The 23498-nt window shown below is 52.7% G+C and carries 21 protein-coding genes and 1 pseudogene; 15 read left to right on the top strand and 7 right to left on the bottom strand.

The window, feature by feature from the left end; genetic code table 11:
* The first annotated feature begins 277 nt into the window (after positions 1-277).
* Together DB48_RS05005 and DB48_RS05010 are read left to right on the top strand one after the other, a co-directional pair.
* Positions 278-1009 carry a DUF599 domain-containing protein gene (locus DB48_RS05005; RefSeq protein ID WP_041509213.1) on the top strand — a complete coding sequence of 244 codons (732 nt, stop codon included), beginning with the start codon at positions 278-280 and terminating at the stop codon, positions 1007-1009.
* Between the two features lie 239 nt (positions 1010-1248).
* Positions 1249-2004 carry a putative porin gene (locus DB48_RS05010; protein WP_041509214.1) on the top strand — a complete coding sequence of 252 codons (756 nt, stop codon included), beginning with the start codon at positions 1249-1251 and terminating at the stop codon, positions 2002-2004.
* Positions 2005-2246: 242 nt separating this feature from the next.
* Here the strand turns inward: DB48_RS05010 and DB48_RS05015 are convergent, their stop codons facing one another.
* Positions 2247-3359, bottom strand: coding sequence for an HD-GYP domain-containing protein (locus DB48_RS05015; protein ID WP_041509215.1), 1113 nt, complete (start codon positions 3357-3359; stop codon positions 2247-2249).
* A 336-nt stretch (positions 3360-3695) separates the two neighbouring features.
* The gene (locus tag DB48_RS05020) at positions 3696-4985 is read right to left on the bottom strand and encodes an O-acetylhomoserine aminocarboxypropyltransferase/cysteine synthase family protein (protein ID WP_041509216.1); all 1290 of its coding nucleotides are present in this window, start codon (positions 4983-4985) and stop codon (positions 3696-3698) included.
* Positions 4986-5459: 474 nt separating this feature from the next.
* Here DB48_RS05020 and DB48_RS05025 point away from each other — a divergent pair.
* The 7 genes and pseudogenes from DB48_RS05025 to DB48_RS05055 all read left to right on the top strand — a co-directional run bounded on the left by DB48_RS05025 (position 5460) and on the right by DB48_RS05055 (position 13149).
* A pseudogene (locus tag DB48_RS05025) lies at positions 5460-6820 on the top strand (Na(+)-translocating NADH-quinone reductase subunit A).
* Positions 6820-8034 (top strand): NADH:ubiquinone reductase (Na(+)-transporting) subunit B, encoded by a 1215-nt coding sequence (locus tag DB48_RS05030; protein ID WP_041509217.1) that lies wholly within the window; start codon positions 6820-6822, stop codon positions 8032-8034. Before DB48_RS05025 ends, DB48_RS05030 begins: the two are co-directional and overlap by 1 nt.
* A 114-nt stretch (positions 8035-8148) precedes the next feature.
* Positions 8149-8919 carry a Na(+)-translocating NADH-quinone reductase subunit C gene (locus DB48_RS05035; RefSeq protein ID WP_041509218.1) on the top strand — a complete coding sequence of 257 codons (771 nt, stop codon included), beginning with the start codon at positions 8149-8151 and terminating at the stop codon, positions 8917-8919.
* Position 8920: 1 nt separating this feature from the next.
* Positions 8921-9544 carry an NADH:ubiquinone reductase (Na(+)-transporting) subunit D gene (locus tag DB48_RS05040; RefSeq protein ID WP_041509219.1) on the top strand — a complete coding sequence of 208 codons (624 nt, stop codon included), beginning with the start codon at positions 8921-8923 and terminating at the stop codon, positions 9542-9544.
* Positions 9545-9548: 4 nt separating this feature from the next.
* On the top strand, positions 9549-10157 hold the full coding sequence (gene nqrE, locus DB48_RS05045) for an NADH:ubiquinone reductase (Na(+)-transporting) subunit E (RefSeq protein ID WP_041509220.1): 609 nt from the start codon (positions 9549-9551) through the stop codon (positions 10155-10157).
* Between the two features lie 41 nt (positions 10158-10198).
* Positions 10199-11416, top strand: coding sequence for an NADH:ubiquinone reductase (Na(+)-transporting) subunit F (gene nqrF / locus DB48_RS05050; protein WP_041509221.1), 1218 nt, complete (start codon positions 10199-10201; stop codon positions 11414-11416).
* 668 nt (positions 11417-12084) lie between these two features.
* Complete coding sequence (locus tag DB48_RS05055) at positions 12085-13149, top strand: M43 family zinc metalloprotease (RefSeq protein ID WP_041509222.1); 1065 nt, start codon at positions 12085-12087, stop codon at positions 13147-13149.
* A gap of 62 nt (positions 13150-13211) precedes the next feature.
* Here DB48_RS05055 and DB48_RS05060 read toward each other — a convergent pair whose 3' ends face one another.
* Positions 13212-13562 (bottom strand): putative quinol monooxygenase, encoded by a 351-nt coding sequence (locus tag DB48_RS05060; protein WP_041509223.1) that lies wholly within the window; start codon positions 13560-13562, stop codon positions 13212-13214.
* Between the two features lie 168 nt (positions 13563-13730).
* On the opposite strand from DB48_RS05060, the gene DB48_RS05065 reads away from it, so the two are divergent.
* A complete protein-coding gene (locus tag DB48_RS05065; protein WP_041509224.1) occupies positions 13731-14309 on the top strand; it encodes a Crp/Fnr family transcriptional regulator in 579 nt (192 codons plus the stop codon).
* A 114-nt stretch (positions 14310-14423) separates the two neighbouring features.
* On the top strand, positions 14424-14936 hold the full coding sequence (locus DB48_RS05070) for a YgjV family protein (RefSeq protein WP_041509531.1): 513 nt from the start codon (positions 14424-14426) through the stop codon (positions 14934-14936).
* A gap of 137 nt (positions 14937-15073) precedes the next feature.
* Here the strand turns inward: DB48_RS05070 and DB48_RS05075 are convergent, their stop codons facing one another.
* Positions 15074-16543, bottom strand: coding sequence for a DUF3300 domain-containing protein (locus DB48_RS05075; RefSeq protein ID WP_041509225.1), 1470 nt, complete (start codon positions 16541-16543; stop codon positions 15074-15076).
* A gap of 278 nt (positions 16544-16821) precedes the next feature.
* On the opposite strand from DB48_RS05075, the gene DB48_RS05080 reads away from it, so the two are divergent.
* Entirely contained in the window at positions 16822-18135 is a 1314-nt protein-coding gene (locus DB48_RS05080) for a GGDEF domain-containing protein (RefSeq protein ID WP_160290140.1), read from the top strand.
* Positions 18136-18193: 58 nt separating this feature from the next.
* Here the strand turns inward: DB48_RS05080 and DB48_RS05085 are convergent, their stop codons facing one another.
* Genes DB48_RS05085 through DB48_RS05095 form a run of 3 tightly spaced genes read right to left on the bottom strand, consistent with a single transcriptional unit; the run spans position 18194 to position 20630 of the window.
* Positions 18194-19588: an ATP-binding protein gene (locus DB48_RS05085; RefSeq protein WP_041509226.1), complete on the bottom strand. Its 1395-nt coding sequence runs from the start codon at positions 19586-19588 to the stop codon at positions 18194-18196.
* A 17-nt stretch (positions 19589-19605) separates the two neighbouring features.
* The gene (locus DB48_RS05090; RefSeq protein ID WP_041509227.1) at positions 19606-20286 is read right to left on the bottom strand and encodes a response regulator transcription factor; all 681 of its coding nucleotides are present in this window, start codon (positions 20284-20286) and stop codon (positions 19606-19608) included.
* Between the two features lie 26 nt (positions 20287-20312).
* Positions 20313-20630, bottom strand: coding sequence for a PepSY domain-containing protein (locus DB48_RS05095; protein WP_041509228.1), 318 nt, complete (start codon positions 20628-20630; stop codon positions 20313-20315).
* 262 nt (positions 20631-20892) lie between these two features.
* On the opposite strand from DB48_RS05095, the gene DB48_RS20270 reads away from it, so the two are divergent.
* The 3 genes from DB48_RS20270 (at position 20893) to DB48_RS05110 (ending at position 23460) form a co-directional block, all read left to right on the top strand.
* On the top strand, positions 20893-21816 hold the full coding sequence (locus tag DB48_RS20270; protein WP_052813665.1) for a choice-of-anchor H family protein: 924 nt from the start codon (positions 20893-20895) through the stop codon (positions 21814-21816).
* Positions 21817-21969: 153 nt separating this feature from the next.
* Entirely contained in the window at positions 21970-22710 is a 741-nt protein-coding gene (locus DB48_RS05105; protein ID WP_041509534.1) for a cytochrome b/b6 domain-containing protein, read from the top strand.
* 219 nt (positions 22711-22929) lie between these two features.
* Positions 22930-23460, top strand: coding sequence for an outer membrane beta-barrel protein (locus tag DB48_RS05110; RefSeq protein WP_041509229.1), 531 nt, complete (start codon positions 22930-22932; stop codon positions 23458-23460).
* The last annotated feature ends 38 nt before the right edge of the window (positions 23461-23498 follow it).

Raw genomic sequence — 23498 nt, forward strand, 5'->3', positions numbered from 1 at the left:
AGAATTGTATGCAGGTATAGCCTAAGAATGATTGCACAAAAATCACACGGGATAGGTGCGCAGCGCAGTGGAAATCGAGTTGCAATATCAATGGGCTATGATTAAATGAGCCTTAGCAGCCCGAAGGGTTCACCTAAACACGCTCTGCTCCTTGTTGCGTGCCATTTGCATAGAATAACTATGCGACACAGCACGCGCCTTGAGCAAAACGCGTTTATATTGAACAAAAATTAAACCTGAAAGATAAACAGACCCTTGTTAACAAGTTGAATCCATAATGAATGATTATCTGCTCGACCTTATCGCCGTGACCTGTTTTTTTAGCTGCTGGATAGGTTACGCCCGCTTCGCCCGCAAGAAGGCCAAGAACACCAACTGTATCGCCCGTTGTCTGCATCAGCACAGAATTCACTGGATGTATCAACTGCTGGGCCGCGAGGTAAGAGTGGCCGAGGCGGCGCTGCTGGCTAACCTGGAGCGTAATATTACCTTCTTTGCCAGCACTACCATGTTGGTGCTCGCCGGTGTCTTGACCCTGTTTGCCCAGGTCGAGCGGCTGGAGGCGGTGATCGCCTCTATCCCTATGACGGCACCGCCGATTCACATGTTGATCCAGTTGAAGCTTGGCATACTGACGTTAATCTTCGTCATGGCGTTTTTTCAGTTTACTTGGTCCATGCGCCAGTATGGTTTTCTCAATGTCATGGTGGGTGCGACGCCGATCGACAAAAGCGGTGGTGATGAGCAGCTAAAGGCCTATGCGCTGCAGATGGCGATAGTGCAGGACAGGGCGGCCCACGCCTACAACTATGGCCTGCGTTCCTACTATTTCTCGATGGCCGTGCTTGGCTGGTTCTTTCATCCGCTGCTGTTTATCGTCTCTAGCCTGGTCGTGGTCTATACCCTGTATCGGCGCGAATTTAAGTCGCGGGCGGTGCAGGCGATCACCCAGGGGATGTTGCTCCTCGATGAGCGTGAGCAGGCGAAAACGGCACTAGGCAAATTGTAGCCTTTAGGTTTCAATTGTTACCTGTGTGTAGCTTAAAGTTTTGGTGAATGTAGTTTCGCTGGGCTTTTATGAAGTTTTTATTGCGCTTTTCCTAAACTATGGCGTATCGTTAGCGCCGCTAGGAGAGCACTGGATATTTATTTGTATAAATATCAGAAAATTACAATGGATTGTGTAAAGCACCTTTCTATTTTTTGTCTTTTATTCTCCTAGCTTCATAAATATAAGGGAATACATTGATGAAAAAATCAGTAACAGCCGTTGCCATTCTTCTTGGTCTTAGCAGCATGAGCGCCATCGCTGCCCAGGACAACGCCTTTCAACACGAAGCCGGCCTGAACTACTACTCTAACTCTGAAGAGTTTGGCGATGGTATCTGGAATGCGAACTACCGCTACTATGTCACGCCTGTGGACCAGAGCAGCAGCCCATATGCCCTAAACGGCTTCCTGGCGCAGAGCTCTAACCTGGGTGCTCATTACAGCAACTTCGATGATGCCGACCTGGATTCTTACGGTATCGACGGCACTTATGTGTTTGCCTCTAAGTGGTTTGTTGGTGTGAACTATCAAAAGCACGACTACGCACATTTTGATTTTGACACCTATGGCGCGGAAGTGGGTTACTACTTCAACGATTCTTCTGCCGTTTCTGCCTTCTATAACGATGGCGATGAAGGTATTGAAGAGACCTATGGTGTGAAAGTGCGCAGCTATATCGCATTGCAATCGACTGCCGGTGTGGATCTGCAGGCTAGCTGGACTCATGGTGACGATGACGACATGATCAACCTGGGTGCCGACTGGTATGTGAACAATGCCTGGTCTGTGGGTCTGGGTTACACCAACACCGACGATGATGATACGTTCGATGTGAGAACCGCTTACTGGCTGCGTATTTCTGACAACTTCTCGGCCAACTTCCAAGTGGCACGCGTGTTGGATTCAGACTTCGACGGCGTGAACATTGGTCTTGGCGTAGTGGGTCGTTTCTAATAACCGCCTCTTGCTAGCGTTTAAGGCCTGCCAGCGCCCTGGCTTGGTGGGCCTTTGCTTTTTCTAAAGAGGATAGATAGCTAAACCTTTTTAGGGTTTAGGGTTTAGGCTTTAGGCCTGAGGGTCTGCCCCTCGTTTGTCTTCTCCTTGTTATTCACTCTCTTTCATAGCTTTCCCTTGCTCTAATGCTCTGAGTCTATTCCCGTCTCACTATCATCTACTTCGCTTTAGCGCCTCGGCTTCTAGAACTCTGTAGAGTCGAAGGTACTCTGTATCTTGAGCACCTCGGGCAACGCCTCATGGAGCGCGGCGACACAATCGGCGTCCAGCTTGCTGCCCGATAGGCGTTCGAGTTCGGCAAAGGCATCGCTATTGGTCCAGGCGGATTTATAGGGGCGCTCACTGGTGAGGGCATCAAATACGTCGGCCACCGCGACGATTCTCGCCTCGATAGGCACCTCGTCGCCTCTTAGGCTGATGGGGTAGCCAGAGCCATCTATCGCCTCGTGGTGATAGAGCACGATATTACGCAGCATCTGGGTATGGTCCAGGTTACTCAGGCGGTAGTTACAGAGTAATTTGTCGATGAGATCCCGGCCCGATTCACAGTGTTTCTGCATCTCGGCGCGCTCCTCTAAGGTGAGCGGACCCCGCTTAAACAAGATCTCGTCGGGCACTGTGATCTTGCCGATATCGTGCAGGGGGGCAAACATGAAGATATGTTCGATAAAGTGATCGTTTAAGCCTCTCTTATCCGCCAGACGCTGGGCGATCAGGCGTGAGTAGTGCGCCATACGACTCAGGTGGCCGGCGGTCTCCGGGTCGCGAAAATGGGTGACATCTATGGCAGTCTTCATGGTCGAGGCCAGGGTGTTCACCTCGCTCAGCTCATTGATCACCATCAGGGCCAGCAGGTTGCCGATGAGATCCAGATGCTCCACGCAGCGCTTGTCTAGCACCTCTGCATCGTCGCCGTTAAAAAAGATAAAGCCTAGCAGAGTATTGCCCGAAAGCAGGGGCAGGGTATAGCTGCTGCGATAGCCTGCCTCATAGATCTTAACCGCGTGTTCGTGCTGACTTTCTCGATAGATGCCGAGGTCTTGAACGATCCTCGCCTCCCTGGTGCGGGCTACCTGTAACAGGGAGTGGCACTGGCTGAGATTGGCCTGGTAATGGTTGAGGGGAGAGGGCTTACCGCTGTAGATGAAGGTACGCACTATGTCACAGTCCTGATCGTACAGGGCGACGGCGATACGGGTGATCTGCGGTAGCTTGGCCTGGGTGGTGGCGTGAAGGTGTGCCAGCTTGCTCATGATAGAGGTGTGCTGATTAAGGTCCGTCGAGGTGTAGTACATGTGCCGCTCCCTTGGCCTGTTGCCTGTTGGCGCGCAAATCGCTAATCCTCATTATAGTCAACACTTTGCCAGAGGCTGCACTATACCAAGGTCTTAGGCAATAAACGCCAAAAGCATGACCTTAATCAAACTAACTGACTCAAACACAAACCCAAAAAAACCAAAACAGCTCCAAAAAAAGCCCTAAAAACAAAACCCGAACACCTGGCCTAAGAGGCGCGGTATTCGGGCTTGCTATTGGTCGCTGGTGATCTCGAGATCCGGTGTCTGTTACCTAACACCTAACATCTGACATCTGGCACTGCTTTTTGAGCCGGTTCTCAGGGCTGTCTAGCGTTAGATGGCCTTATCCAGCGCCTGAGAGACATCAGCAATAATATCGTCGATATGCTCGATACCGACCGAGATACGAATCAGATCTTCAGATACCCCGGCCTTGGCCAGCTCTTCGCCGTTGAGCTGTCTGTGGGTGGTGGTCGCCGGATGGCAGGCCAAGGATTTGGCATCGCCAATATTCACCAGGCGCAAGATCATCTGTAGGGCGTCGATAAAGCGCCCGCCGGCGGCCTTGGCGGCCTCGCTATCTTCTGCCTTGATGCCAAAGCTGATGATGCCCGAGGCCTTGCCCGAGGTGATCTTCTCGCAGTTATCGCGATAGGGACTGTTGTCCAGCGCGCCATAGTTGACCCAGCTGACCCTGGGGTCTTGTTGGAGAAATTTAGCCAGGGCGAGGGCGTTGTCGCAGTGACGCTCCATGCGCAGGGCCAGGGTCTCTAGTCCCTGTAACAGCAGGAAGGCACTCTGAGGCGATAGGGCGGCGCCGGTATTACGCAGCGGCACCACGCGGCAGCGACCAATAAAGGCCGCCGGACCGAAGGCCTGGGTATAGACCACCCCATGGTATGAGGGGTCGGGCTCGTTAAGCAGGGCGAAACGCTCAGGCTGGGCGGCCCAGTCGAACTTACCCGAGTCGATGATCACCCCGCCTATGGTGGTGCCGTGACCGCCAATATATTTAGTCAGCGAGTGAATAACGATGTCGGCGCCATGCTCGAAGGGGCGACAGAGTACCGGGGTGGCCACAGTATTGTCCACAATGAGTGGCACGCCGTGTCTATGGGCCAGCTCGGCCAGACGCGCGATGTCGACGATATTGCCCGCCGGGTTGCCGATTGACTCGCAAAACAACGCCTTGGTCTTATCATCGATATGGGCTTCTAAGCCTTCGAAGTCGTCGAAGGCTGCCATGCGCACCTCGACTCCCTGGCGTGGCAGGGTATGGGCAAACAGGTTATAGGTGCCGCCATAGAGCTGGCTGGTGCTGACAATATTGTCGCCCACCTGTGTCAGTGCCTGAATGGCATAGGTGATGGCGGCCATGCCAGAGGCCAGGGCCAGGGCGCCGATACCGCCTTCGATGGCGGCCAGGCGCTGCTCGAGCACATCTGTGGTGGGGTTCATGATGCGGGTGTAGATGTTGCCCGGCACCTTAAGATCAAACAGGTCGGCACCGTGCTGGGTGTCGTCAAACGTATAAGAGGTGGTCTGATAAATGGGTACGGCCGCCGCCTTGGTGGTAGCTTCCGAGTCATATCCATGATGCAGGGCTAAAGATTCGAGTTTCATCTAATTCATCCTATCGCTTAACTGAAAACCTGTGTTCGAAAAACGACCATAGCATTTAGCCTTCTGGATGTCTAAAACTTTTTGTGATGGGATGATTTGTTTACGGATCGGTTCAACTAAGGGAGCTCGGCGGTCGATCTTTATCTAAATTGCCCCTTTTACTTCTTTTCTTACGCGTCGATCCCCCAGGGGCAAAAGAGGGGGTAAATAGCCCTAGGCATTTCGCACAATTTTTGTCCCAAATTGAATGTTTTAGCCCCAGCTAAATAAGCAGTATCCCCTTTACCTGTTTTATTGTTATAAAACTACATTGTTAACAGTTCTCAAGATTCGCGACCGATCAGGATCACAAATTTGGCGGAAAAACTGTTGCTAAGTTACAAGCTGGTGTCGGAATGTGACCTCAATATCGGAATCTAAGTTAACAAACTTTTACCATGAGGCATCCCAATTTAGTAACGGTTGATGTTTGCGATGGCAGGTTTTCCAGACAAGATTAAGACGATAAAGAAGGGCCTAGATGTGCCTATCCCGGCGAGCCGAGGCAAGAGATAGATTGCTGCGCTCGTCCTGCAAAGGTGGCACTCCTGGGTGAAGAGTATGTTGGCCTGAAGCCCACCCTCTTGGTGGAGGTCGGCGATCGGGTGAAGAAGGGCCAGACCCTGTTCGAAGACAAGAAGGCACCGGGCGTGCGCTTTACCGCGCCAGCCAGCGGTGTTGTCGTCGAGATCAACCGCGGCGAACGCCGTGTGTTGCAGTCTGTGGTGATCCAGGTGGAGGGCGATGAGCAGATCACCTTCCAGGCCTATTCGGATCTGAGCCGCCTGAGCCGTGAAGCCGTGCAGCAAAACCTGGTTGAGAGTGGCCTTTGGACCGCGCTGCGCACTCGCCCCTTCTCTCGCGTGCCGCTGCTCGACACCGAACCTGCTGCCATCTTCGTCAACGCCATGGACACCAACCCACTGGCTGCCGATCCGCGGGTGATCATCGCCGAGCAGGGCGAAGCCTTTGCCGCCGGACTCGAGGTGCTGGCCTATCTGACGCCTGGCAAGATCCATCTGTGTCACGATGCCGGCGAGGCATTGCCTGGCGCCGACCTCGCCCGTGTCGAGAGTCATCGTTTTGCCGGCGTGCATCCTGCAGGCCTGGTGGGCACCCATATTCACTTCATCTCCCCAGCGAGCCTAGATCGACCCGTGTGGCACCTTGGCTATCAGGATGTGATCGCCTACGGCAAGCTGTTTATGACCGGCGAGCTTTATACAGATCGCGTGGTGGCCTTTGGCGGCCCGACGGCGGTTAATCCAAGACTGCTGCGGACGCAACTGGGCGCCCAGCTCAGCACCCTGATTCAAGGTGAGATCAAGCCTGGCACCAACCGTGTGGTCTCCGGCTCTGTGCTGGCGGGCCATACCGCCTTTGGTGTACACGACTACCTGGGACGTTTCCATCAGCAGATCTCTGTGCTCGCCGAAGATGCCAAGCATCAGCTTCTGCCTTGGGTACGTGGCGGTGGCGACAAGTTCTCTATTACCCGCGCCGTGACCTCACGCTTTAAGGCGACTAAGCGCTTGTTTGATTTGACCACACATGCCGGTGGTTCACACCGCGCTATGATGGCCTTCGGTCAGCTGGATCGCGTGATGCCGCTGGACATACTGCCGACCCTGTTAGTAAGGGATCTCGTAGTGCGCGATACCGATGAGGCTCAGGCCCTTGGCGCGTTAGAGCTGGATGAAGAAGATCTGGCCCTGTGTACTTTTGTCTGTCCGGGCAAGTATGACTTCGGACGTGAACTTCGCATCTGCCTAGATATTATTGAGAGGGAAGGTTAATGAGTAAGCAAGACAATAAGCCAGATGTGCAAGAGGATTATTATGCTCACGGCTCGTCGATGCGTAGCTTCCTGCGCTCGCTGCTATATGCCCATGGCCGCAGCACCAAAGGCAAGGTGCATGTTCGCGATGCGATCGATGTAAAACGCACCATGACCCTGGTGGGTCTGTGCCTGTTGCCGGCCATCTTGTTCGGCATCTATAACCTGGGTCTGCAGGCGCAGCTTGCGCTGGCTTCGGGCTTAACCACGCCGGATCGTTGGCAGCTACTGGCATTCAACGCCATCACAGGTGGGCTGAGCGAGCAGAGCGGTTTCTTCGGGCTGTTTGGTTATGGCCTGAGTTTCTACCTGCCTATCTATCTCACCGCGCTGCTGGTGAGCCTATTTTGGGAGATGGTGTTTGCCAAGGTTCGTCGCCAGGAGCTGCATGAAGGCTTCTTCGTGACCGCCCTGCTGTTTACCCTGATCCTGCCGGTATCGACCCCGCTGTGGATCGTGGCGCTGGGCATCACCTTCGGGGTGATCATGGCCAAAGAGGTGTTTGGTGGCATGGGGTATAACTTCCTCAACCCTGCGCTGGCCGGTTACGCCTTTATCTACTTTGCCTACCCGACAGAGGTGGCGCAGATTGCCCAGTTTGTGGCGGTCGATGGCTTCTCTGGCGCGACAACCCTGCTGCAGACCGCGGCTGGTAAGATGAGCTTCGAGGGCTACACCTGGTATCAGGCCTTCAGTGACCCACTGTGGTGGGACGCCTTCTTCGGCTTCACCGTGGGTTCTATCGCCGAAACCAGCACCCTGGCGATTCTTATCGGCGGCCTGTTCCTGCTACTGACCCGTCTGGCCGACTGGCGCGTAGTTGCCGGTGTGATGGTCGGTATGGTGGCGACCGCCGTGATGTTCAACCTTATCGGTTCGGCCAAGAACGATATGTTTGCCATGCCTTGGACCTGGCATCTGGTCAGTGGCGGCTTCGCCCTGGGGATGATGTTTATGGCAACCGATCCCGTGACGACCGCCTATACCCGCCAGGGCAAGTTTGCCTATGGCGCGCTGATCGGTTTCATGACGGTGCTGATTCGCGTACTGAATCTCAAGATGCCTGAGGGGATCATGCTGGCGATTCTGTTTGCCAATCTGTGGGCGCCTATCTTCGATTACCTGGTGGCACGCAGCAACATGAAGCGGAGGCTGAAACGCAATGCCTTATAAGTCAGAACATATGTTAAGGATCCAGACCGCTAACCTGTGGTCATCGATTTTCGCATCCTTTTTGTTTCGTCGTTCCAGCCGCGCCCCGGGCGCCACTATGGAGAAGCAACGCTAATGGCATTTAAGAAAGATACCGTTGTGGGGACCATGATCTTCACACTCGTCCTCTGCCTCTCTTGTTCTTTCATGATCACGGGAACCGCCGAGGTACTCAAAGAACGCAAGTTGGTGAAAAAGCGCGACGAGCTTAAGCGCAACGTCTTGCTGGCCGCCGATATCGATATCAGTGGCGACAAAGATTTTCGTGCCATCTTCGAGCAGTCGGTGAAGCCTCTGCTGGTGGAGCTGGACAGCGGCGCCATCGATACCGAGGCGAACGTGCTGGATTTCGACGACCGCATGGCGGCCATCAATCCGCAGACCTCGAGCAAGCCTAAGAAGGATATCGCCAAGATTAAGACCCGCGCCAACCAAGCCCGCGTGTTCAAGGTGTTTGACGACAAGGGCGAACTGCACGCCGTGGTGCTGCCTATCTACGGCAAGGGGCTGTGGTCGATCATCTATGGCTATGTGGCGCTCAAGCCAGACCTGAACACCATCGAAAACGTGGTCTTCTACGAGCATGGTGAGACACCTGGCATCGGCGACTTCCTCGACGATACGGCCTGGACCGACAAGCTCAAGGGCAAGCAGCTGTTTGACGACAAGGGGCAGGTCTCCTTCAAGGTGGTCAAGGGCGGCGCTAAGGCGGGCGATCTCCATGGCGTCGACGCGGTGAGCGGCGCGACCATGACGGGACGCGGCGTACAGCGTGCCATGCAGTTCTGGTTCGGGGTCGAAGGTTATCAGACCTTCCTTCACAAGCTAAAAGCGTCGGAGGTTTAAGATGAGTAAGAGTATGACGGCGACCCGGGACATTCTAACCGGCCCGATTTTCGTCAATAACCCCGTGGCCATGCAGGTGCTTGGGGTCTGTTCGGCGCTGGCGGTCAGCAACTCGATGCAGACCGCGCTGGTGATGACACTGGCGGTGACCTTCGTGTTGGTCTTCTCCAACCTGATCATCTCCAGCATTCGCAACTTTATTCCTAACAGCGTGCGTATTATCGCCCAGATGACTGTTATCGCCTCATTGGTGATCATCGTCGACATGGTGCTGCAGGACGTGGCCTATGAGCTGTCGCGTCAGCTGTCAGTATTTGTGGGGCTGATCATCACCAACTGTATCATCATGGGCCGCGCCGAAGCCTTCGCCATGAAGATGCCGCCGCATCTGGCGGTGGTAGATGCCATGGGCAATGCCATGGGCTATGGCGTGATCCTGCTGAGCGTCGCCTTCGTGCGTGAGCTATTAGGTGCCGGCACCCTGTTTGGTCACGAGATCTTAAAGACGGTGGAGAACGATGGCTGGTACCTGGCCAATGAGATGTTTAAGTTGCCGCCTAGTGCATTCTTCCTGATTGGCTTACTGATCTGGGCCATCAATGTTATCCAGCGTAAGCGAGGTTAAGGCTATGGAACACTATATCAATCTATTTGTTCAGGCCGTTTTTATCGACAACATGGCGCTCTCCTTCTTCATGGGCATGTGTACCTTCCTGGCCGTGTCGAAGAAGGTGTCGACCTCTTTTGGTCTGGGTATTGCGGTTATCGTGGTGATGACATTGGCGGTGCCGTTAAACCAGATGATCTACTCTAAGGTGCTGGCTCCTGGCGCACTGGCCTGGGCGGGTTATCCCGAGCTGGACCTGAGCTATCTCAAGCTTATTACCTTCATCGGCGTGATCGCCGCCCTGGTACAGATCCTGGAGATGTTTCTGGATAAGTATATTCCCAGCTTGTATGACAGCCTGGGGATCTTCCTGCCGCTGCTGACGGTTAATTGCGCCATCTTCGCCGGTGTGATCTTCATGGCGAACCGTGACTACACCCTGGGTGAGTCTGTGGTGTTTGCGACCGGCTCAGGCTTTGGCTGGGCGATGGCCATCGTATTATTGGCGGGACTGCGTGAGCGCATGAAGTTTCACGCCATTCCGGCGGGGCTGCAAGGTGTGGGTATCACCTTTATTACCACGGGCCTGATGGCATTAGGCTTTATGTCTTTCTCCGGCATCTCGCTGTAAGTGGCGTGCTAGTGTCAGTGCATTAAGAAAAGGGTTATTAGATGGAAATGGCAATAGGCATAGGCATGTTCACCATAGTGGTGTGTGTGCTGGTAATGGTGATTTTAGTCGCCAAGAGCAAGCTGGTGATCAACGGCGATGTGAGCATCCGCATCAACGATGATGATGACAAGAGCATTACCACGGCGGCAGGCGATAAGCTGCTGGGCGCCCTGGCGAGCAAGGATATCTTTATTCCGTCGGCCTGTGGCGGCGGTGGTACCTGTGGTCAGTGCCGGGTGAAGGTCAAGTCGGGGGGCGGCGATATCCTGCCGACCGAACGCGACCATATCAACAAGAAAGAGGCTAAAGAGGGCTGTCGTCTGGCCTGTCAGGTGGCGGTGAAGACCGACATGGAACTTGAGCTTGAAGAGGAGATCTTCGGCGTCAAGAAGTGGCAGTGTGAGGTGATCTCCAACGATAACCAGGCCACCTTTATCAAGGAGCTGCTGCTCAAGCTGCCCGAAGGGGAAGATGTTAAGTTCAAGGCGGGTGGTTACATTCAGATCGAGGCGCCTGCTCACGAGGTCAAATACAGCGACTTCGATATTCCTACCGAGTACCGTGACGACTGGGAAAAGTATGGCCTGTTCGATCTGGTCTCTAGCGTAAATGAAGATGTGCTGCGCGCCTACTCTATGGCTAATTACCCGGATGAGAAAGGGGTGATCATGCTGAACGTGCGTATCGCCACGCCACCTTCTGAAGGCCTGCCTCCGGGCAAGATGTCTTCCTACATCTTTAACCTCAAGGCTGGCGATAAGGTGACTATCTCAGGGCCATTTGGTGAGTTCTTCGTTAAGGAGACTGACGCCGAGATGGTGTTCATCGGTGGTGGTGCCGGCATGGCGCCGATGCGCTCCCATATCTTTAACCAGCTAAAGGGTGAGCAGACTAAGCGCAAGATGACCTTCTGGTACGGTGCCCGTTCACGCCGTGAGATCTTCTATCAGGAGGAGTTCGATGCGCTGGCGGCAGAGAATGATAACTTCGAGTGGCATGTGGCCCTGTCGGATCCGCTTCCCGAGGATAACTGGGACGGCTACACAGGCTTTATCCATAATGTCCTCTATGAGAACTACCTGAAGAACCACAAGGCGCCGGAAGATTGTGAGTTCTACATGTGTGGCCCACCGATCATGAACTCCTCGGTGATCAACATGCTGGAAAGCTTAGGCGTCGAGCAGGAGAACATTCTGCTGGATGACTTCGGTGACTAATACTCAGCCTGTCTGAGAGATACAAAACGCAGCCATTGGCTGCGTTTTTTTATGTCGCAATAAATTGCATGAGCTTAGTTGTTATACCAATCACAGTAAACATGTGATCAGAAATAGCGCAGGAAAAACGCTTGAGAACAAAGCAGGATTTTTAGATAAGTAGTTATTCTACAATTAAAAATACTAATGCAGTTATCGAGCATTTTAACAAGCTAGAATGATCAATTGTTTATTACGATTGGTATTAGTTAGTCATCGCTTAGCTATGCAAGCCGTAAGTATGTTATACCAATCACAGTAAACATGTGATCAGAAATAGCGCAGGAAAAACGCTTGAGAACAAAGCAGGATTTTTAGATAAGTAGTTATTCTACAATTAAAAATACTAATGCAGTTATCGAGCATTTTAACAAGCTAGAATGATCAATTGTTTATTACGATTGGTATTAGTTAGTCATCGCTTAGCTATGCAAGCCGTAAGTAGGATTAAGAAGAGTACTTGTATTTTACAAAATATTCACATTTGGGTTTACTCTTAATTTAATTTAGGTATATTATATACAGAATATTTTATCTCAACAGGTAATATTGTTATTCAATCAGAGGGAAACGAATACGCCAGGGAAAGGTGATTTACCCACACACTAACAATAAGAGTGACGAATAACATGACCAACAAATTGACCCTATCTATCCTGGCCGCCCTGTTAACCGCCAGTACCGGCGTTAGCGCCAAGCAGCCGGAATTTGCTGCCGACCATTGTAAGGCGGGGGAGATCAACGCTCAGCATTATCGTATTTTCCCTGCCGCGCAGGCCGAGGCCAAGGCCCGCCATGCCAAGTTGTTTGAGCGCAAGCGTGCCATGGCTAAACCGGGTGACGACAGCGCCTCGACGGGGGATACCCCCGCGGCGCTGGCATTGTCGGCGACCCCAAGCTATGTGATCCCAGTGGTTTTCCATGTCTACGGCAGCCAGTTTAACGGTAAGATGGTGACAGATGCGGTGATCATCGATGCGCTGAACAAGACCAACGAAGATTTTCAGGGACAAACTGCCGACTTTGCCGACATAGATGCCGAGTTCCAAGGCGTGAAGCAGGCACTGAATATTGAGTTTCGCCTAGCCAGTATCGATCCCGATGGCAATCCCACCTCGGGGATCGTCTATCATCCGGCGTCGTCCGGGGCGGGTAACTATTCCAGCTCGGACGTGAAGCGGGATCACTGGGACAACTACAAGTACATGAATGTCTACATTCAGAACGATCTCTATGCCGACGGCGTGACCAATAACTCTGGGGTGGCCTGGTATCCAGATACCACTATGTCTGACGAGGGGCTGGCTCGTGTGACCTACAACGGCGCCTATCTTGGCAGCAATACCGATGAGAACTTCCGCTCGGTGTTGACCCATGAGTTTGGCCACTTCCTGGATCTGATCCATACCTTCGAGGGCGGTTGTAAGCGCGGTTTCGAGCGTCGCTGCGATACCACAGGGGATGAGAACTGCGATACCCCGCAGCAAAACAGCTGGCAGATGAATCCAGGTGATGGCGGCATAGTCAACTGCATGGGGCAGACCATCAACTGGCAGAACTTCATGGCCTATTCAGACCAATATGCCAATTTCACCCAAGATCAGGTGGCGCGCATGGTTAATGGCCTAGACAGTCAGGCCCGCGTGACTCTCTGGTCGGCGCAAAATCTGGCGGCCACAGGCGTGGCTAACTAAAACGTTACAGCTTTAAAAAACGCAGCTTAGGCTGCGTTTTTTTATGTCGCTGAATACTATGTTCAGCCAAATACCGGCGCGTCGTACTCATAACCCTCGTCGGTATAGGCGGTCACTATAGCATCATCTACCAGGCCGTCGGGAGCGCTGACCTGAGTCTCGAAGAAGTGCTGAATTTGCTGGCGGCGGCCATGTGCCGCCCAGCTCTCGCCATCGGTCCAGATCTCGTTGAAGACGATAGGGTAGTCGGTGCGGCTGGCACTCGGATGGTCTATCTGGCGGGTGAGAATGTACTGAATGCATCCCTGTTCCCTAAGTGAATCGGGCTCGAGCGCCTTGAGCACCTCGAAGAGTTCGGCGGCTTTTCCCGCCTTGGGGCGAAACTGGGCTATGACAAATACGCGTGTTGACATCTGTGGCTCTCCGCTGGCTAAAAACTAAGTGAAATCACGAATGAACTCAGAGTCTAGCTTAAAAAAGGCCGCGGCTTAAAGTAGGCATTGTATTGATATGCTGGTGGTTATTCAGGGCCGTCAGGGAGTGTTATCATCACTGCCTTAACAGAGCGCCGAGGAGGCTAAGTGGCACAGAGATTGGTGAAAGATGCCCTGACAAGTTTTGGCGAGAGTCTTCGCCGGCTTGGGCTGGGGGATGATGAATGCACTGAGGCGCTAAGCCTAGCCAAATGCATTCGAGCGCCCAGAGGGGAGATACTGCTGCACCAGGGGGCTTGCCAGGAGCATGGTTATTACATCGTCGATGGCATATTGGGCGCGCAGCATTATGGCGATTGCGGCGGTTTGTTTTCGAAAGAGTTTTATTTTGAGGGTGAGCTCTGCCTCCTCTACCACAGCCTGCTGACCGGGGATTCGGCGCCCTATCAGCTTGAGGCGGCGACAGATGTGACTTTAGTGCGCTTCTCCCTCGCGCAGCTTAAGCAGGCTAGCTGGCAACCTGTGTTGATTGCATTGCTGAGCCAGCAGCTGCTTTACAAGGAGGAGAAGGAGGCCTTCCTGCTGCTTAAACGGCCGGAGGAGCGATACCTCTATCTGGTCAATTACAGGCCCATGTGGGTCGAGCGACTGAGTAACCTACAACTCGCGCGCTATATCGGCATCACGCCCGTGAGCCTGTCGCGGCTCAAGGCCAGGCTGGCCTGAGTTTAGCGAGGTAAATGCCGGAAAATCGTCCCGGCTTATCTTAAGTTAATGCGCCGCATCGACAGCCTGCGACATACTGCCGCCATCTTTAGCTCGCTGAAATTTAGGTTGTGTATGTCGGTATTTTTCCTGTCCCAGTGTCTGATCGCGATAGCCATAGTGACAGACATTCTCTCTTTTCAATTCAAGCACAAGCGCCACATAGTGCTCTGTCTCGCGCTGTCGGGGATACTGATCAGCCTGCACTTTGCCCTCCTGTCACAATGGACGGCGGCGGGGTTGATGCTAGTGGCCGCTATTCGCTATCTGGTGACGGTTTTTAGCCATTCGAGGCGGCTGCTCTGGTTATTTCTGAGTATCAATAGCCTGATAGCCCTGTCTACCTTTGCCGGCCCCTTGAGCCTTATCAGTTTTGCCGGCAGCTGCACCCAGACAATCGCCGCCTTTTGTCGAAGCGACCAGCGGCTGAGGCAGTTGATGATAGTGGGGACCTGTATCTGGCTGGTGAACAATTATCTGGTGGGATCACCGACGGCAGTGTTGATGGAGCTTTTGTTTATCGGCAGCAATCTGGTAGGCTACTATCGTTTCTATGGCTTGCCTTGGCGGCCTAGGTTGGTAGATTAAGGTGCGGGATCCGAGTATTGCTGAACTGACTCGAGAAAAATGGCGGCGGTGATTGCCACCGCCTTATTGCTTGCTCTCTCGTAGGCAAGCTCTCCCAACTTAACTGCTCCCTACTTAGCTACTTAGCTACTTAACGCTTAGTTATCACGTTGCTTGATTCTGCCCTGTTGGTTGTGAGATGAGGCTCCGCGACCGTTAGTGGCCTGATGGCTCCTTTCACGCTGATGGCTCTTTACCGGTTGATGACTCCTCTCTCTTTGATAGCTCTGTGGCTGATGGCTCTTCATCTCTCGCTGAGGGCTCTTTACCGGTTGATGGCTCTTAGTCGGTTGATGACTCCTCACCTCCCGCTGATGGCTCTTCATCTCTCGCTGATACTGTTTGGGCTGATAGCTTTTGACCTCGCGCTGATGTGGCTGATGGCTCCTATCCTTGTTCCAGTCTTTAGCCCTGTTATTGGCTTTCGAACTGGATGAGTGGTTAGCCCTGTCTCTCAGGTTGAGCCTGTCGCGCTTCTCATAGTACTTGGTCTGCGCCTTGTGCCCGCCCTGATGACGGTCATTCTGGCCGCGTGCATCACTCAGCTTGTGGCGGAAGTTCTGCTCGCGGCTCGCCTGAATCTGCGCCGCGTTGTAGTGTTTACCCTGACTCGGCTTAGCCTTATTAGAGTGGGAATAGCGCTCCACACTATTGTGGTGTTTCACGTCATAGCGGTTAGGGCGATACTTGTCGTAGCGGGCCTTAACCTTAGGCGAGCGATACGCCACCCCGTGTCTGTGCACCGGCTTGTGGTGCCAACGTTGGGCGCCGCTGCTGGTCACGATTCGGTTATGTGGACGGTAGCGGGTCGTATGATGGTGATGGGTCACCACTATATGACGCTGGTGCCAGCTAAAGGCGCTGAAGAAATAGTTAAAGCTAATGTGTATGCCACTGTTGAAATAGAAGTGGCCCGAAATATGACTCGGATAGTATCGGCTGTAACGGGGCGGATAGGCCCAATATACAGGCGGATAGTTGTACCAGTGCCAATGGCCGTAGACCACTCGGGTGTCATAGTAGGGCACATAGATCACCTCACGCTGTACAGGCTCGATGACGATTTGGCGGTTGACCTTAGTCACCTTCATATTCTCCATCTCGTCGAAGGCGTTGGCGCGCTCGGCCTGCTGTCTCAGGCGCTGAATGCCGTCCAGCACCCGGCCCTCGTCTTGCAAGAAGGCGTCGCCCAGCTTCTGGGTCCACTCGAGATCATCACTCAGGCGTTGCAGCAGATCGGGAAAGGCGACCAAGGCGGTAACGCTGGGATCCCAGTCCTGTTTCTCCGCGCGGTTAACCGCCTCGGCGCCTGCTAACGACTTGTGCTTGTTGCGCCAGCGATTGGCCTGCACCACCTCTAGTGGATAGGTGGAGGCGATCAAGATGTGGGTGAGTAGACTGTCGGGATACAGGGCGATAGGGGCCAGCATCTGTGCCAGCTCGGCGTCGCTAAACTGGATCTCCTGAACAGCGTCTTCTGCCCGTTCGAGTGCCGACACCGAAGGGGTAAGCAGTGACTGTGAAAGGGCAATGAGCAGGAGCAAAGTCCATTGTCTGATGCTTTTCATAACGTCTCCTAGGCTTATCTGTCATTGGATTTACTCAGATAATAAAAGACCCAAGATGAACATTAGCTGAAAGCCATTTGGCACAAGAAATAACAATGAAGATGCCTTTAGAGCGAAGCATGGCAAAAGAAACTATAGTTTAACCATATCAGATCATTAGCCGAGTAGAGCGGCGTGTTTTTAGTGTAAAACGCAGACCTAAACAGAGGAGGCATTTAGGTGAAACATGATCCCTCTGAAGGGGATGAGCTATGGTAAAGACAGGGAGTCAGTACTCGATGAGTATTCAGAAAAAGCTGTTAGGTTTGCTGGCACTCTTATTCCTGTTTCTGTTTTCCAATATTTTTTTAGCTTACTTTTTAGAGCAAAAGAGCGAACAGAAGCAGAGATGGGTTACCCATACTCATACCTTATTGGCCTACTCAGATAAACTTTTATTGGCGGTAGCCAATGCCGAAACAGGGCAGCGAGGTTACCTGCTTACCCAGCAGAACCATTATCTTCAACCTTACTATCGATCCCTTAGTCATATCGAAGATTTGTTAGTACAGCTGACAAGGCTTACGCAGGACAATCCGAAACAGCAACAGCTGCTAGGACGGCTGGACAAAGAAGTTGCACGTAAGCTTGCAGAGTTAAAAGAATCAATCGAACTGTTCGAACACGACAGGCCTGCCGCAATGCAGTTGGTTCGTAGCAATGTGGGCCAGGAGTACATGGCCAACATTCGCCACTATATCAGTGAATTTAATCTTGAAGAGCGGCGCCTACTCGAACTACGTTTAGCCGAATTCAAAGCGGTTAAAAGCGATATCGCCACCATCATGGCGGTCGAAGTCTTAGTCACCTTTTTCCTGGCGTTGGCGATATTTGTATTGATAAAAAAAGATTTGTTTGCGCCGTTGAGCAAATTAATTGACGCCACGAAGCGCATGGAATCGGGTAAGCGGCAACGGCTGACAGATTTCCTGCCTAATGACGAGATAGGTTACTTGATGTCGTCATTTTATAAGATGAGTGAAGTGGTGTTTCAAAAGCATCAGGAGTTGCATGAAAAGGCACACCTTGACGAGCTAACCGGGGTGAATAATAGGTTCTGCCTGTTTAAAGATATCGCTGAGGCCATAGACAAGACGCAAGCTTCACAGACTCATCTGGCACTGGTTTTTTTGGATATTGATAATTTCAAGCAGATAAACGATGAGTATGGTCATCATTGTGGTGATGAACTACTCAAGGTCTTGGTGACAAGGCTAACCCAGAGTCTGCGGCGTACCGACCGCATTTATCGTTATGGAGGGGACGAATTTATTATCTTATTGGATGAATTCAACAGTGTAGAAGAGGTTTATAACACCTTAGCAAGTGTCGTTGACAAAATGCGCGGAAGCTTTACCTATCAAGGGGAAGTATTGCCCTTGGAAGTGAGTCTGGGGGCGGCACTGGCACCAAAGAACAGCCAAGATGGTGAGACCTTGATTCGATATGCCGACATTGCCATGTATGCTTCCAAGCGGGAAGGGCGTCAGCGTCTGGTCTATTTCAAGCCTGAAATGTTGCAAGACAATAGCTTGGTGGTTGTAAAGTCTTAGCCTGGCGCCCTTAGCGACTTAGCGACTTAGCGATTTACCGATTTACCGATTTAGCGATTTAGCGCGCAAATTGTTGATCAAATATCAGTTCGAATCTGGCGCCGCCTAATATCTTGCCTTGTGAAATGTGTAAGGCGCCCTGATAGCTGTCAACCAGATCGCGCACTATGGCCAAACCTATGCCGTGCCCCTTCTCATAGGTGTCGGCACGTTTACCACGCTCGAGTATGGTTTGACGTTGCTCAGGGCTGATGCCTGCGCCATCATCTTCCACGCTGATGGTGAGTTTGCCCTGGTGGGATTCGATGCTCAGTTCTACCCGGCTACTGGCCGCCTTGCAGGCGTTGTCCAACAGGTTGCCCAGCATCTCGGTGAGGTCACTCTGATCGCCATAGAAGATATGCTGCTCTTCTGGCGGCTTGCCATAGACGAGTTGTATGCCGGGATGGATCTTGACCAGGGTGCGCAGCAGCTTGTCGGAGACCAGGCTGATTTTAGTCCCCAGGTGCCAGGCGTGACCGGCGGCGCTCTGGGCTCGCTTGAGTTGATGGCCTATGGTGCGATTGATCTGTCCGACCTGCTCTAGGGAGGTGGGGCTGAGATCTTTCTGGCTCTGGATCACCGCCAGTGGTGTCTTGAGGCTATGGGCCAGATCAGACAGGGCATTGCGGTAGCGGCTGCGCTGGCGCTGCTCGGTACTGAGCAGGGTATTGAGCTGTTTGGCCACCGCCTGCAGTTCATTGGGGTAGTGGCCGCTGAGCTCTTCGGCCTCGCCTCGCTGTACCTGTCCCAGCTCCTGCCTAAAGCGCGCCAACGGCTTGAGTGTCCAGGCAAGCCAGGCAAATTGAATCGCCAGTAGTACCAACATCAGGACGAACAGCCAGCTCCACAGATGTTGACTAAAGGCGCTGAGTTGCTGTGTCACGCCATCGAGATCTTTGATGATGTGGACTGTGATAGGCGCGCTCTGACTCTGGGCCTCTGCGGGCGCGAAGCGCACGCTGAAGCTATAGATGAGATGAGGCTGTTGCTCGAGTACCAGCTCACCAAATTCGCTGCGACCCACCTTAGGGTGAGGAAGGGGGCTGGTAAGATTTAAGCCAAGAAAGGAGTTGGATGACCAGAGGAGCTCTATGTCACTCGCGGCATCCCCCTGGCGATCGCTTGTGCTGTCGATGACTGCGTAGAGGCCTGAGCCTATCACATTGAACTGATTCTCCAGCAGGGCCTCTGGCATATAGAGCCTACCTTCTTCCATCTCGGTCACAGCTAAAACCGAATAAAGATAAGCGCTTAGCTGCTCTCTGACGTTGGTCATTACCTGTTGCTTAAAGGCGTTGTTGAGCGCGAAGCCTATGGTGGGTAACAGCAATAAGATCAGCAGCAGGGCGCTGAGAATGAGGCGTACCCTGAGAGAATTGAGTTTGCCCTGTGGGGCGCGCAGGCTGCTCATGAATTGATCTCGAACCCTTAGTCGTTATCCAGGGGCTTGAGGCGATAGCCCTGGCCACGCAGTGTCTCGATGAGGCCATATTGGCCGTCCGGATCCAGCTTCTTACGCAGACGTCTGATAAAGACCTCGATGACGTTGGAGTCTAAGTCGAAATCCTGATCATAGATGTGCTCGATCAGTATGCTCTTGGATTTCACCTCGCCGATATGCAGCATGAAATACTCGAACAGCTTGTATTCCGAGCCGCTCAGGCTGACTTCCTGCTCGCCAAATTTAATCTCGTGGCTGCTGGTGTTGAGGGAGTAGGGGCCGTTTTGGATCAAGGGGCTGGACTTGCCCGCCGCCCGGCGAATAAGCGCCTTGAGCCTGGCGATCAACTCTTCGGGATGAAACGGCTTGGTCAGGTAGTCGTCGGCGCCGGCATCCAGGCCTTCGACCTTGTCCTGCCAGTTATCGCGGGCGGTCAGTATCAGTATGGGATAGTCAATTCCCTCTTCTCTGAGCCTGGCGATCAGGGCGATACCATCGAGCTTAGGCAGGCCCACATCGATAATGGCGGCATCGTAGGGATATTCCTGTCCCTGAAACAGGCCTTCTTCGCCGTCGCTGGCGATATCTAAGGTGTAGTTGGCATCCAGCAGGTGTTGTCTCAGGTTTTCCTGCAGCGCTAAATCGTCTTCAACCAGTAGTAATCGCATCGGCGTGTCCTTCCTCTCAAGCAGGCTTATTGTCTGCTCATTTGTCCTGTGACGGCGTCTATGGCGACATAGAAGACGACGCCATCCTTACTGAGCAACTTGGCGCGGTAGCCTGGGTTGCCATTGACCCTTGCAGATTGCACGCTTAAGACCTTGGCGTTATAGCGCCCCTTTACCATCTGGGTGGCCTGCTGACGATTTTTAACACGCAGATTTTGATGAGTATTTTTCTGAGCCGCCATCAAGATGCTGCTACTGGCCGCCGATATTCCATAGCCTGCACTGTTTCCTTGTAGGGGAAACAGGAGTGATGCTATGGCGATCAATATTAGGGCTGGTTTCATCAAAATCACCTGTGTTGAATTCTTCGGACAGTGTAAAAGATCCTATAAAAATAAGAAACATATGCCGCGAATCTCCATGCTCGCCAGGGCAGATAGGCAAGCGTGCTCTTTCATTGTTAGGGAGTGCAGATGAACATGAGCTGAATGTTTATTTTTACGCCATCTTGTTGAATAAGCTGATTTTTAATGTTCAGCTTATGTTCATTTTCGATCGCTTCTAATGGCCTTAAGCAGGACCTAGTCCATTTATTGGAGATTGATTATGAACAGACTCACGATGAAACATAGCCAACAGCAGGCAACTCATACCCCCTCCGCACTGGGCAAGGTGTATACCGCCATCAAGGCCACTGCCTTAATGGCCATGCTGGGCAGCGGCGTGGTGATGGCGGCCGACAATACCGCTGAGCTAAATGGTTTAGTCGGCTCTGCATCGACCAGCGTAGTACAGGATCAGCAGACCCTGGCCCAAGGTTTTAGCCGCGCCGGGCAGCGCATGACAGACTCGCAGCAGGCAAGTGCCGAATTGCTTAAACAGCAAGAGGTGGCACCAGCTCCGCGTAAGACACGTGATCAGGTGATTGCCGAGCGTCAGGCACTGACGCAAGGCGCATCCGATGCTGGGACTAAGGTGCTCAAGTCCTCCGCTCAGCGCCTCGAGGCGGGGATCTATCATGAGTTCGTTATCTATGAGGCCAGTAGCCGCCTGTTTGAAGACTTCGACTATGATGGTTTCTATCGCACCTTCAGCGTGACCTTCGACGCCGACGTCCACAGCTATTATGTGGGCGAGCATGCCGACGTCTACGCCGATCTCTACCTGAGTCGTAACGGCGGGCCCTGGGAGCTGTACCACACCACAGATGTGTTCACCATAGTCGACGATGCCACCGATGATGATTTTGAGGTGCTGACCACCTTGCACACTGGCTATCCGACGGACCATTACGATGTGTTGATCGACCTCTATGAGGTGGGCTACAGCGATATCGTCGCTACCATCAGCAGCGATGATGTGGATGACCTCTATGGTCTGCCGCTGGAGAGTGCCGATCGCGACGAGTATGTGGTCGATGAAGTCATCACCGAGGTGGAGGTGAGTGGCGGTAGCCTCTCAGTGGGCTGGCTGTTCGGGCTACTGGGGTTGGGCTGGTTGAGCCTTATCAGACGCCGCCAGCAGGGTTAACAAAGTTATCGAGATCTTCCTTCGTGGCGAGATCAATTAACCATAAAGAAATTAAGGTTAAGTTGCCTTGCCATGAAGCATATTTCACAAAATTTTGCCCCCAACAGGCGTATATTATTAGCCAATGGATAAACGTCTGAAATGGGGGAGACGATGTCACACGAGGCATTTAATCAAGAGGTGAAGGTTTACAAGGTGTGGGATAAACCCACGCGGTTATTTCACTGGATAAACCTTGGCTTAGTCATGGTGCTGATCTTCATAGGCATGCTAATGCTGTTTAAGGGCGATATCGGCATCAGCGGTCTGGAAGCCAAGATAGGCCTGAAGAAACTGCATGTCTGGGTCGGTTACCTGTTTGCCATTAATCTGACTATCAGACTGATCTGGGGCGTCATCGGCAGTCATAGCGCCCGCCTGAGTCAGTTGATCCCGGATCTCAAGGGATTATCAGGCTACAAGGCCAAGCTGGCCAAGGGCGAGTCGCCCCAGTATCTGCACCATAATCCCATGGGGCGCCTGGCTATCTTTGCCATGATGCTATTGTTGCTGACCATCATGTTGACTGGCCTGGTGCGCGCCGGAACCGATATCTACTACCCGCCATTTGGTGGCGCCGTTAGCGATTATATCGCTCAGCCTGGCGTCGAGGGGGCCGGCATCAAGCCCTATGATGACACGGGCGTCGATGCGCAGAAGGTGGCGCTATTGAAGCCCTATAAGTCGCTGGCCGGCGAGGTGCATGTGTATAGCGTCTATCTACTGATCCTGATGATAGTGCTGCATGTGGCCGGGGTGATAGTGGCGGAGATCAAGCATCAGCCTGGACTGGTGTCGGCGATGATTTCGGGTAACAAGCCCCTTACTGGACCCGCCGAGGATGAGAAGCAGTAATTGCTACCCATCAAGCCTGTAGACCTGCCCGAAAGATGACGGGCCGGTTGAGAGAAAATGCAGCCTAGGCTGCATTTTTTATGGCCGGGAATCCCTTGTCTCACTAGCTCTTATGCCTTGGTCGAATCTTTAACAAAGTTGTAATTAAAGACTTAATTTAATGTGATTTTTAGTCTAGTATGCTAGCTACATTTTAACTGTTTCGTAACTAGGGGAAGCATGAAGCGCGTATCTTTGCTGGCACTGTCCTTGGCGAGTCTCATCGTATCGGGATCGGCGATGGCCGTTGCCGATATTGAGGGGTATTACCTGGGAGCCATGGCGGGTCATTCTCAGCTTGAGGCGGGAGAGTTTGACGAGTCTGCCATCAGTTATGGTCTCTATGGCGGTTACTATTTCAGTAAAAATTTCGCCGTCGAGAGCACCTATGTTCGTACCGACAACTTTGTCGATGTGGGCGATGTGAAGGCCAATCAGTTGTCTTTCGCGGCCAAGTTTCACCACTATTTCAATGATACCTACTCTATGTTTATCAAGGCGGGTATCGCAGCCACTAAGGTCGAGGCCGATCTGGACTACGACGGCAACGGTTGGCTGTGGGGCGCGGGCTTTAACATGGCGTTTCAAAATGGGGTCAATGTGCGCGTTGCCTATGAGATGCTATACACAGATCTCGATGCCACTGGCCTAACGGATCAGCTCGATAGTGACTGGAGCAATGTCTATTTAGGCGTGCATTATCAGTTTTAGCTGTCAGTGCTTTAGTGCCGATGATTAAGATGCAGCCC

The sequence above is a fragment of the Shewanella sp. cp20 genome, from assembly GCF_000832025.1.
Classification (GTDB): Bacteria; Pseudomonadota; Gammaproteobacteria; order Enterobacterales; family Shewanellaceae; genus Shewanella.

Coding starts and splice junctions, on each gene's coding strand:
- DB48_RS20270 (WP_052813665.1), top strand. CDS start 20,893: ATGAACAGACTCACGATGAAACATAGCCAACAGCAGGCAACTCATACC.
- DB48_RS05035 (WP_041509218.1), top strand. CDS start 8,149: ATGGCATTTAAGAAAGATACCGTTGTGGGGACCATGATCTTCACACTC.
- DB48_RS05020 (WP_041509216.1), bottom strand. CDS start 4,985: ATGAAACTCGAATCTTTAGCCCTGCATCATGGATATGACTCGGAAGCT.
- DB48_RS05060 (WP_041509223.1), bottom strand. CDS start 13,562: ATGTCAACACGCGTATTTGTCATAGCCCAGTTTCGCCCCAAGGCGGGA.
- DB48_RS05010 (WP_041509214.1), top strand. CDS start 1,249: ATGAAAAAATCAGTAACAGCCGTTGCCATTCTTCTTGGTCTTAGCAGC.
- nqrE (WP_041509220.1), top strand. CDS start 9,549: ATGGAACACTATATCAATCTATTTGTTCAGGCCGTTTTTATCGACAAC.
- DB48_RS05005 (WP_041509213.1), top strand. CDS start 278: ATGAATGATTATCTGCTCGACCTTATCGCCGTGACCTGTTTTTTTAGC.
- DB48_RS05055 (WP_041509222.1), top strand. CDS start 12,085: ATGACCAACAAATTGACCCTATCTATCCTGGCCGCCCTGTTAACCGCC.
- DB48_RS05040 (WP_041509219.1), top strand. CDS start 8,921: ATGAGTAAGAGTATGACGGCGACCCGGGACATTCTAACCGGCCCGATT.
- DB48_RS05015 (WP_041509215.1), bottom strand. CDS start 3,359: ATGTACTACACCTCGACGGACCTTAATCAGCACACCTCTATCATGAGC.
- DB48_RS05075 (WP_041509225.1), bottom strand. CDS start 16,543: ATGAAAAGCATCAGACAATGGACTTTGCTCCTGCTCATTGCCCTTTCA.
- DB48_RS05080 (WP_160290140.1), top strand. CDS start 16,822: ATGAGTATTCAGAAAAAGCTGTTAGGTTTGCTGGCACTCTTATTCCTG.
- DB48_RS05085 (WP_041509226.1), bottom strand. CDS start 19,588: ATGAGCAGCCTGCGCGCCCCACAGGGCAAACTCAATTCTCTCAGGGTA.
- DB48_RS05095 (WP_041509228.1), bottom strand. CDS start 20,630: ATGAAACCAGCCCTAATATTGATCGCCATAGCATCACTCCTGTTTCCC.
- DB48_RS05070 (WP_041509531.1), top strand. CDS start 14,424: ATGTCGGTATTTTTCCTGTCCCAGTGTCTGATCGCGATAGCCATAGTG.
- nqrF (WP_041509221.1), top strand. CDS start 10,199: ATGGAAATGGCAATAGGCATAGGCATGTTCACCATAGTGGTGTGTGTG.
- DB48_RS05105 (WP_041509534.1), top strand. CDS start 21,970: ATGTCACACGAGGCATTTAATCAAGAGGTGAAGGTTTACAAGGTGTGG.
- DB48_RS05110 (WP_041509229.1), top strand. CDS start 22,930: ATGAAGCGCGTATCTTTGCTGGCACTGTCCTTGGCGAGTCTCATCGTA.
- DB48_RS05090 (WP_041509227.1), bottom strand. CDS start 20,286: ATGCGATTACTACTGGTTGAAGACGATTTAGCGCTGCAGGAAAACCTG.
- DB48_RS05030 (WP_041509217.1), top strand. CDS start 6,820: ATGAGTAAGCAAGACAATAAGCCAGATGTGCAAGAGGATTATTATGCT.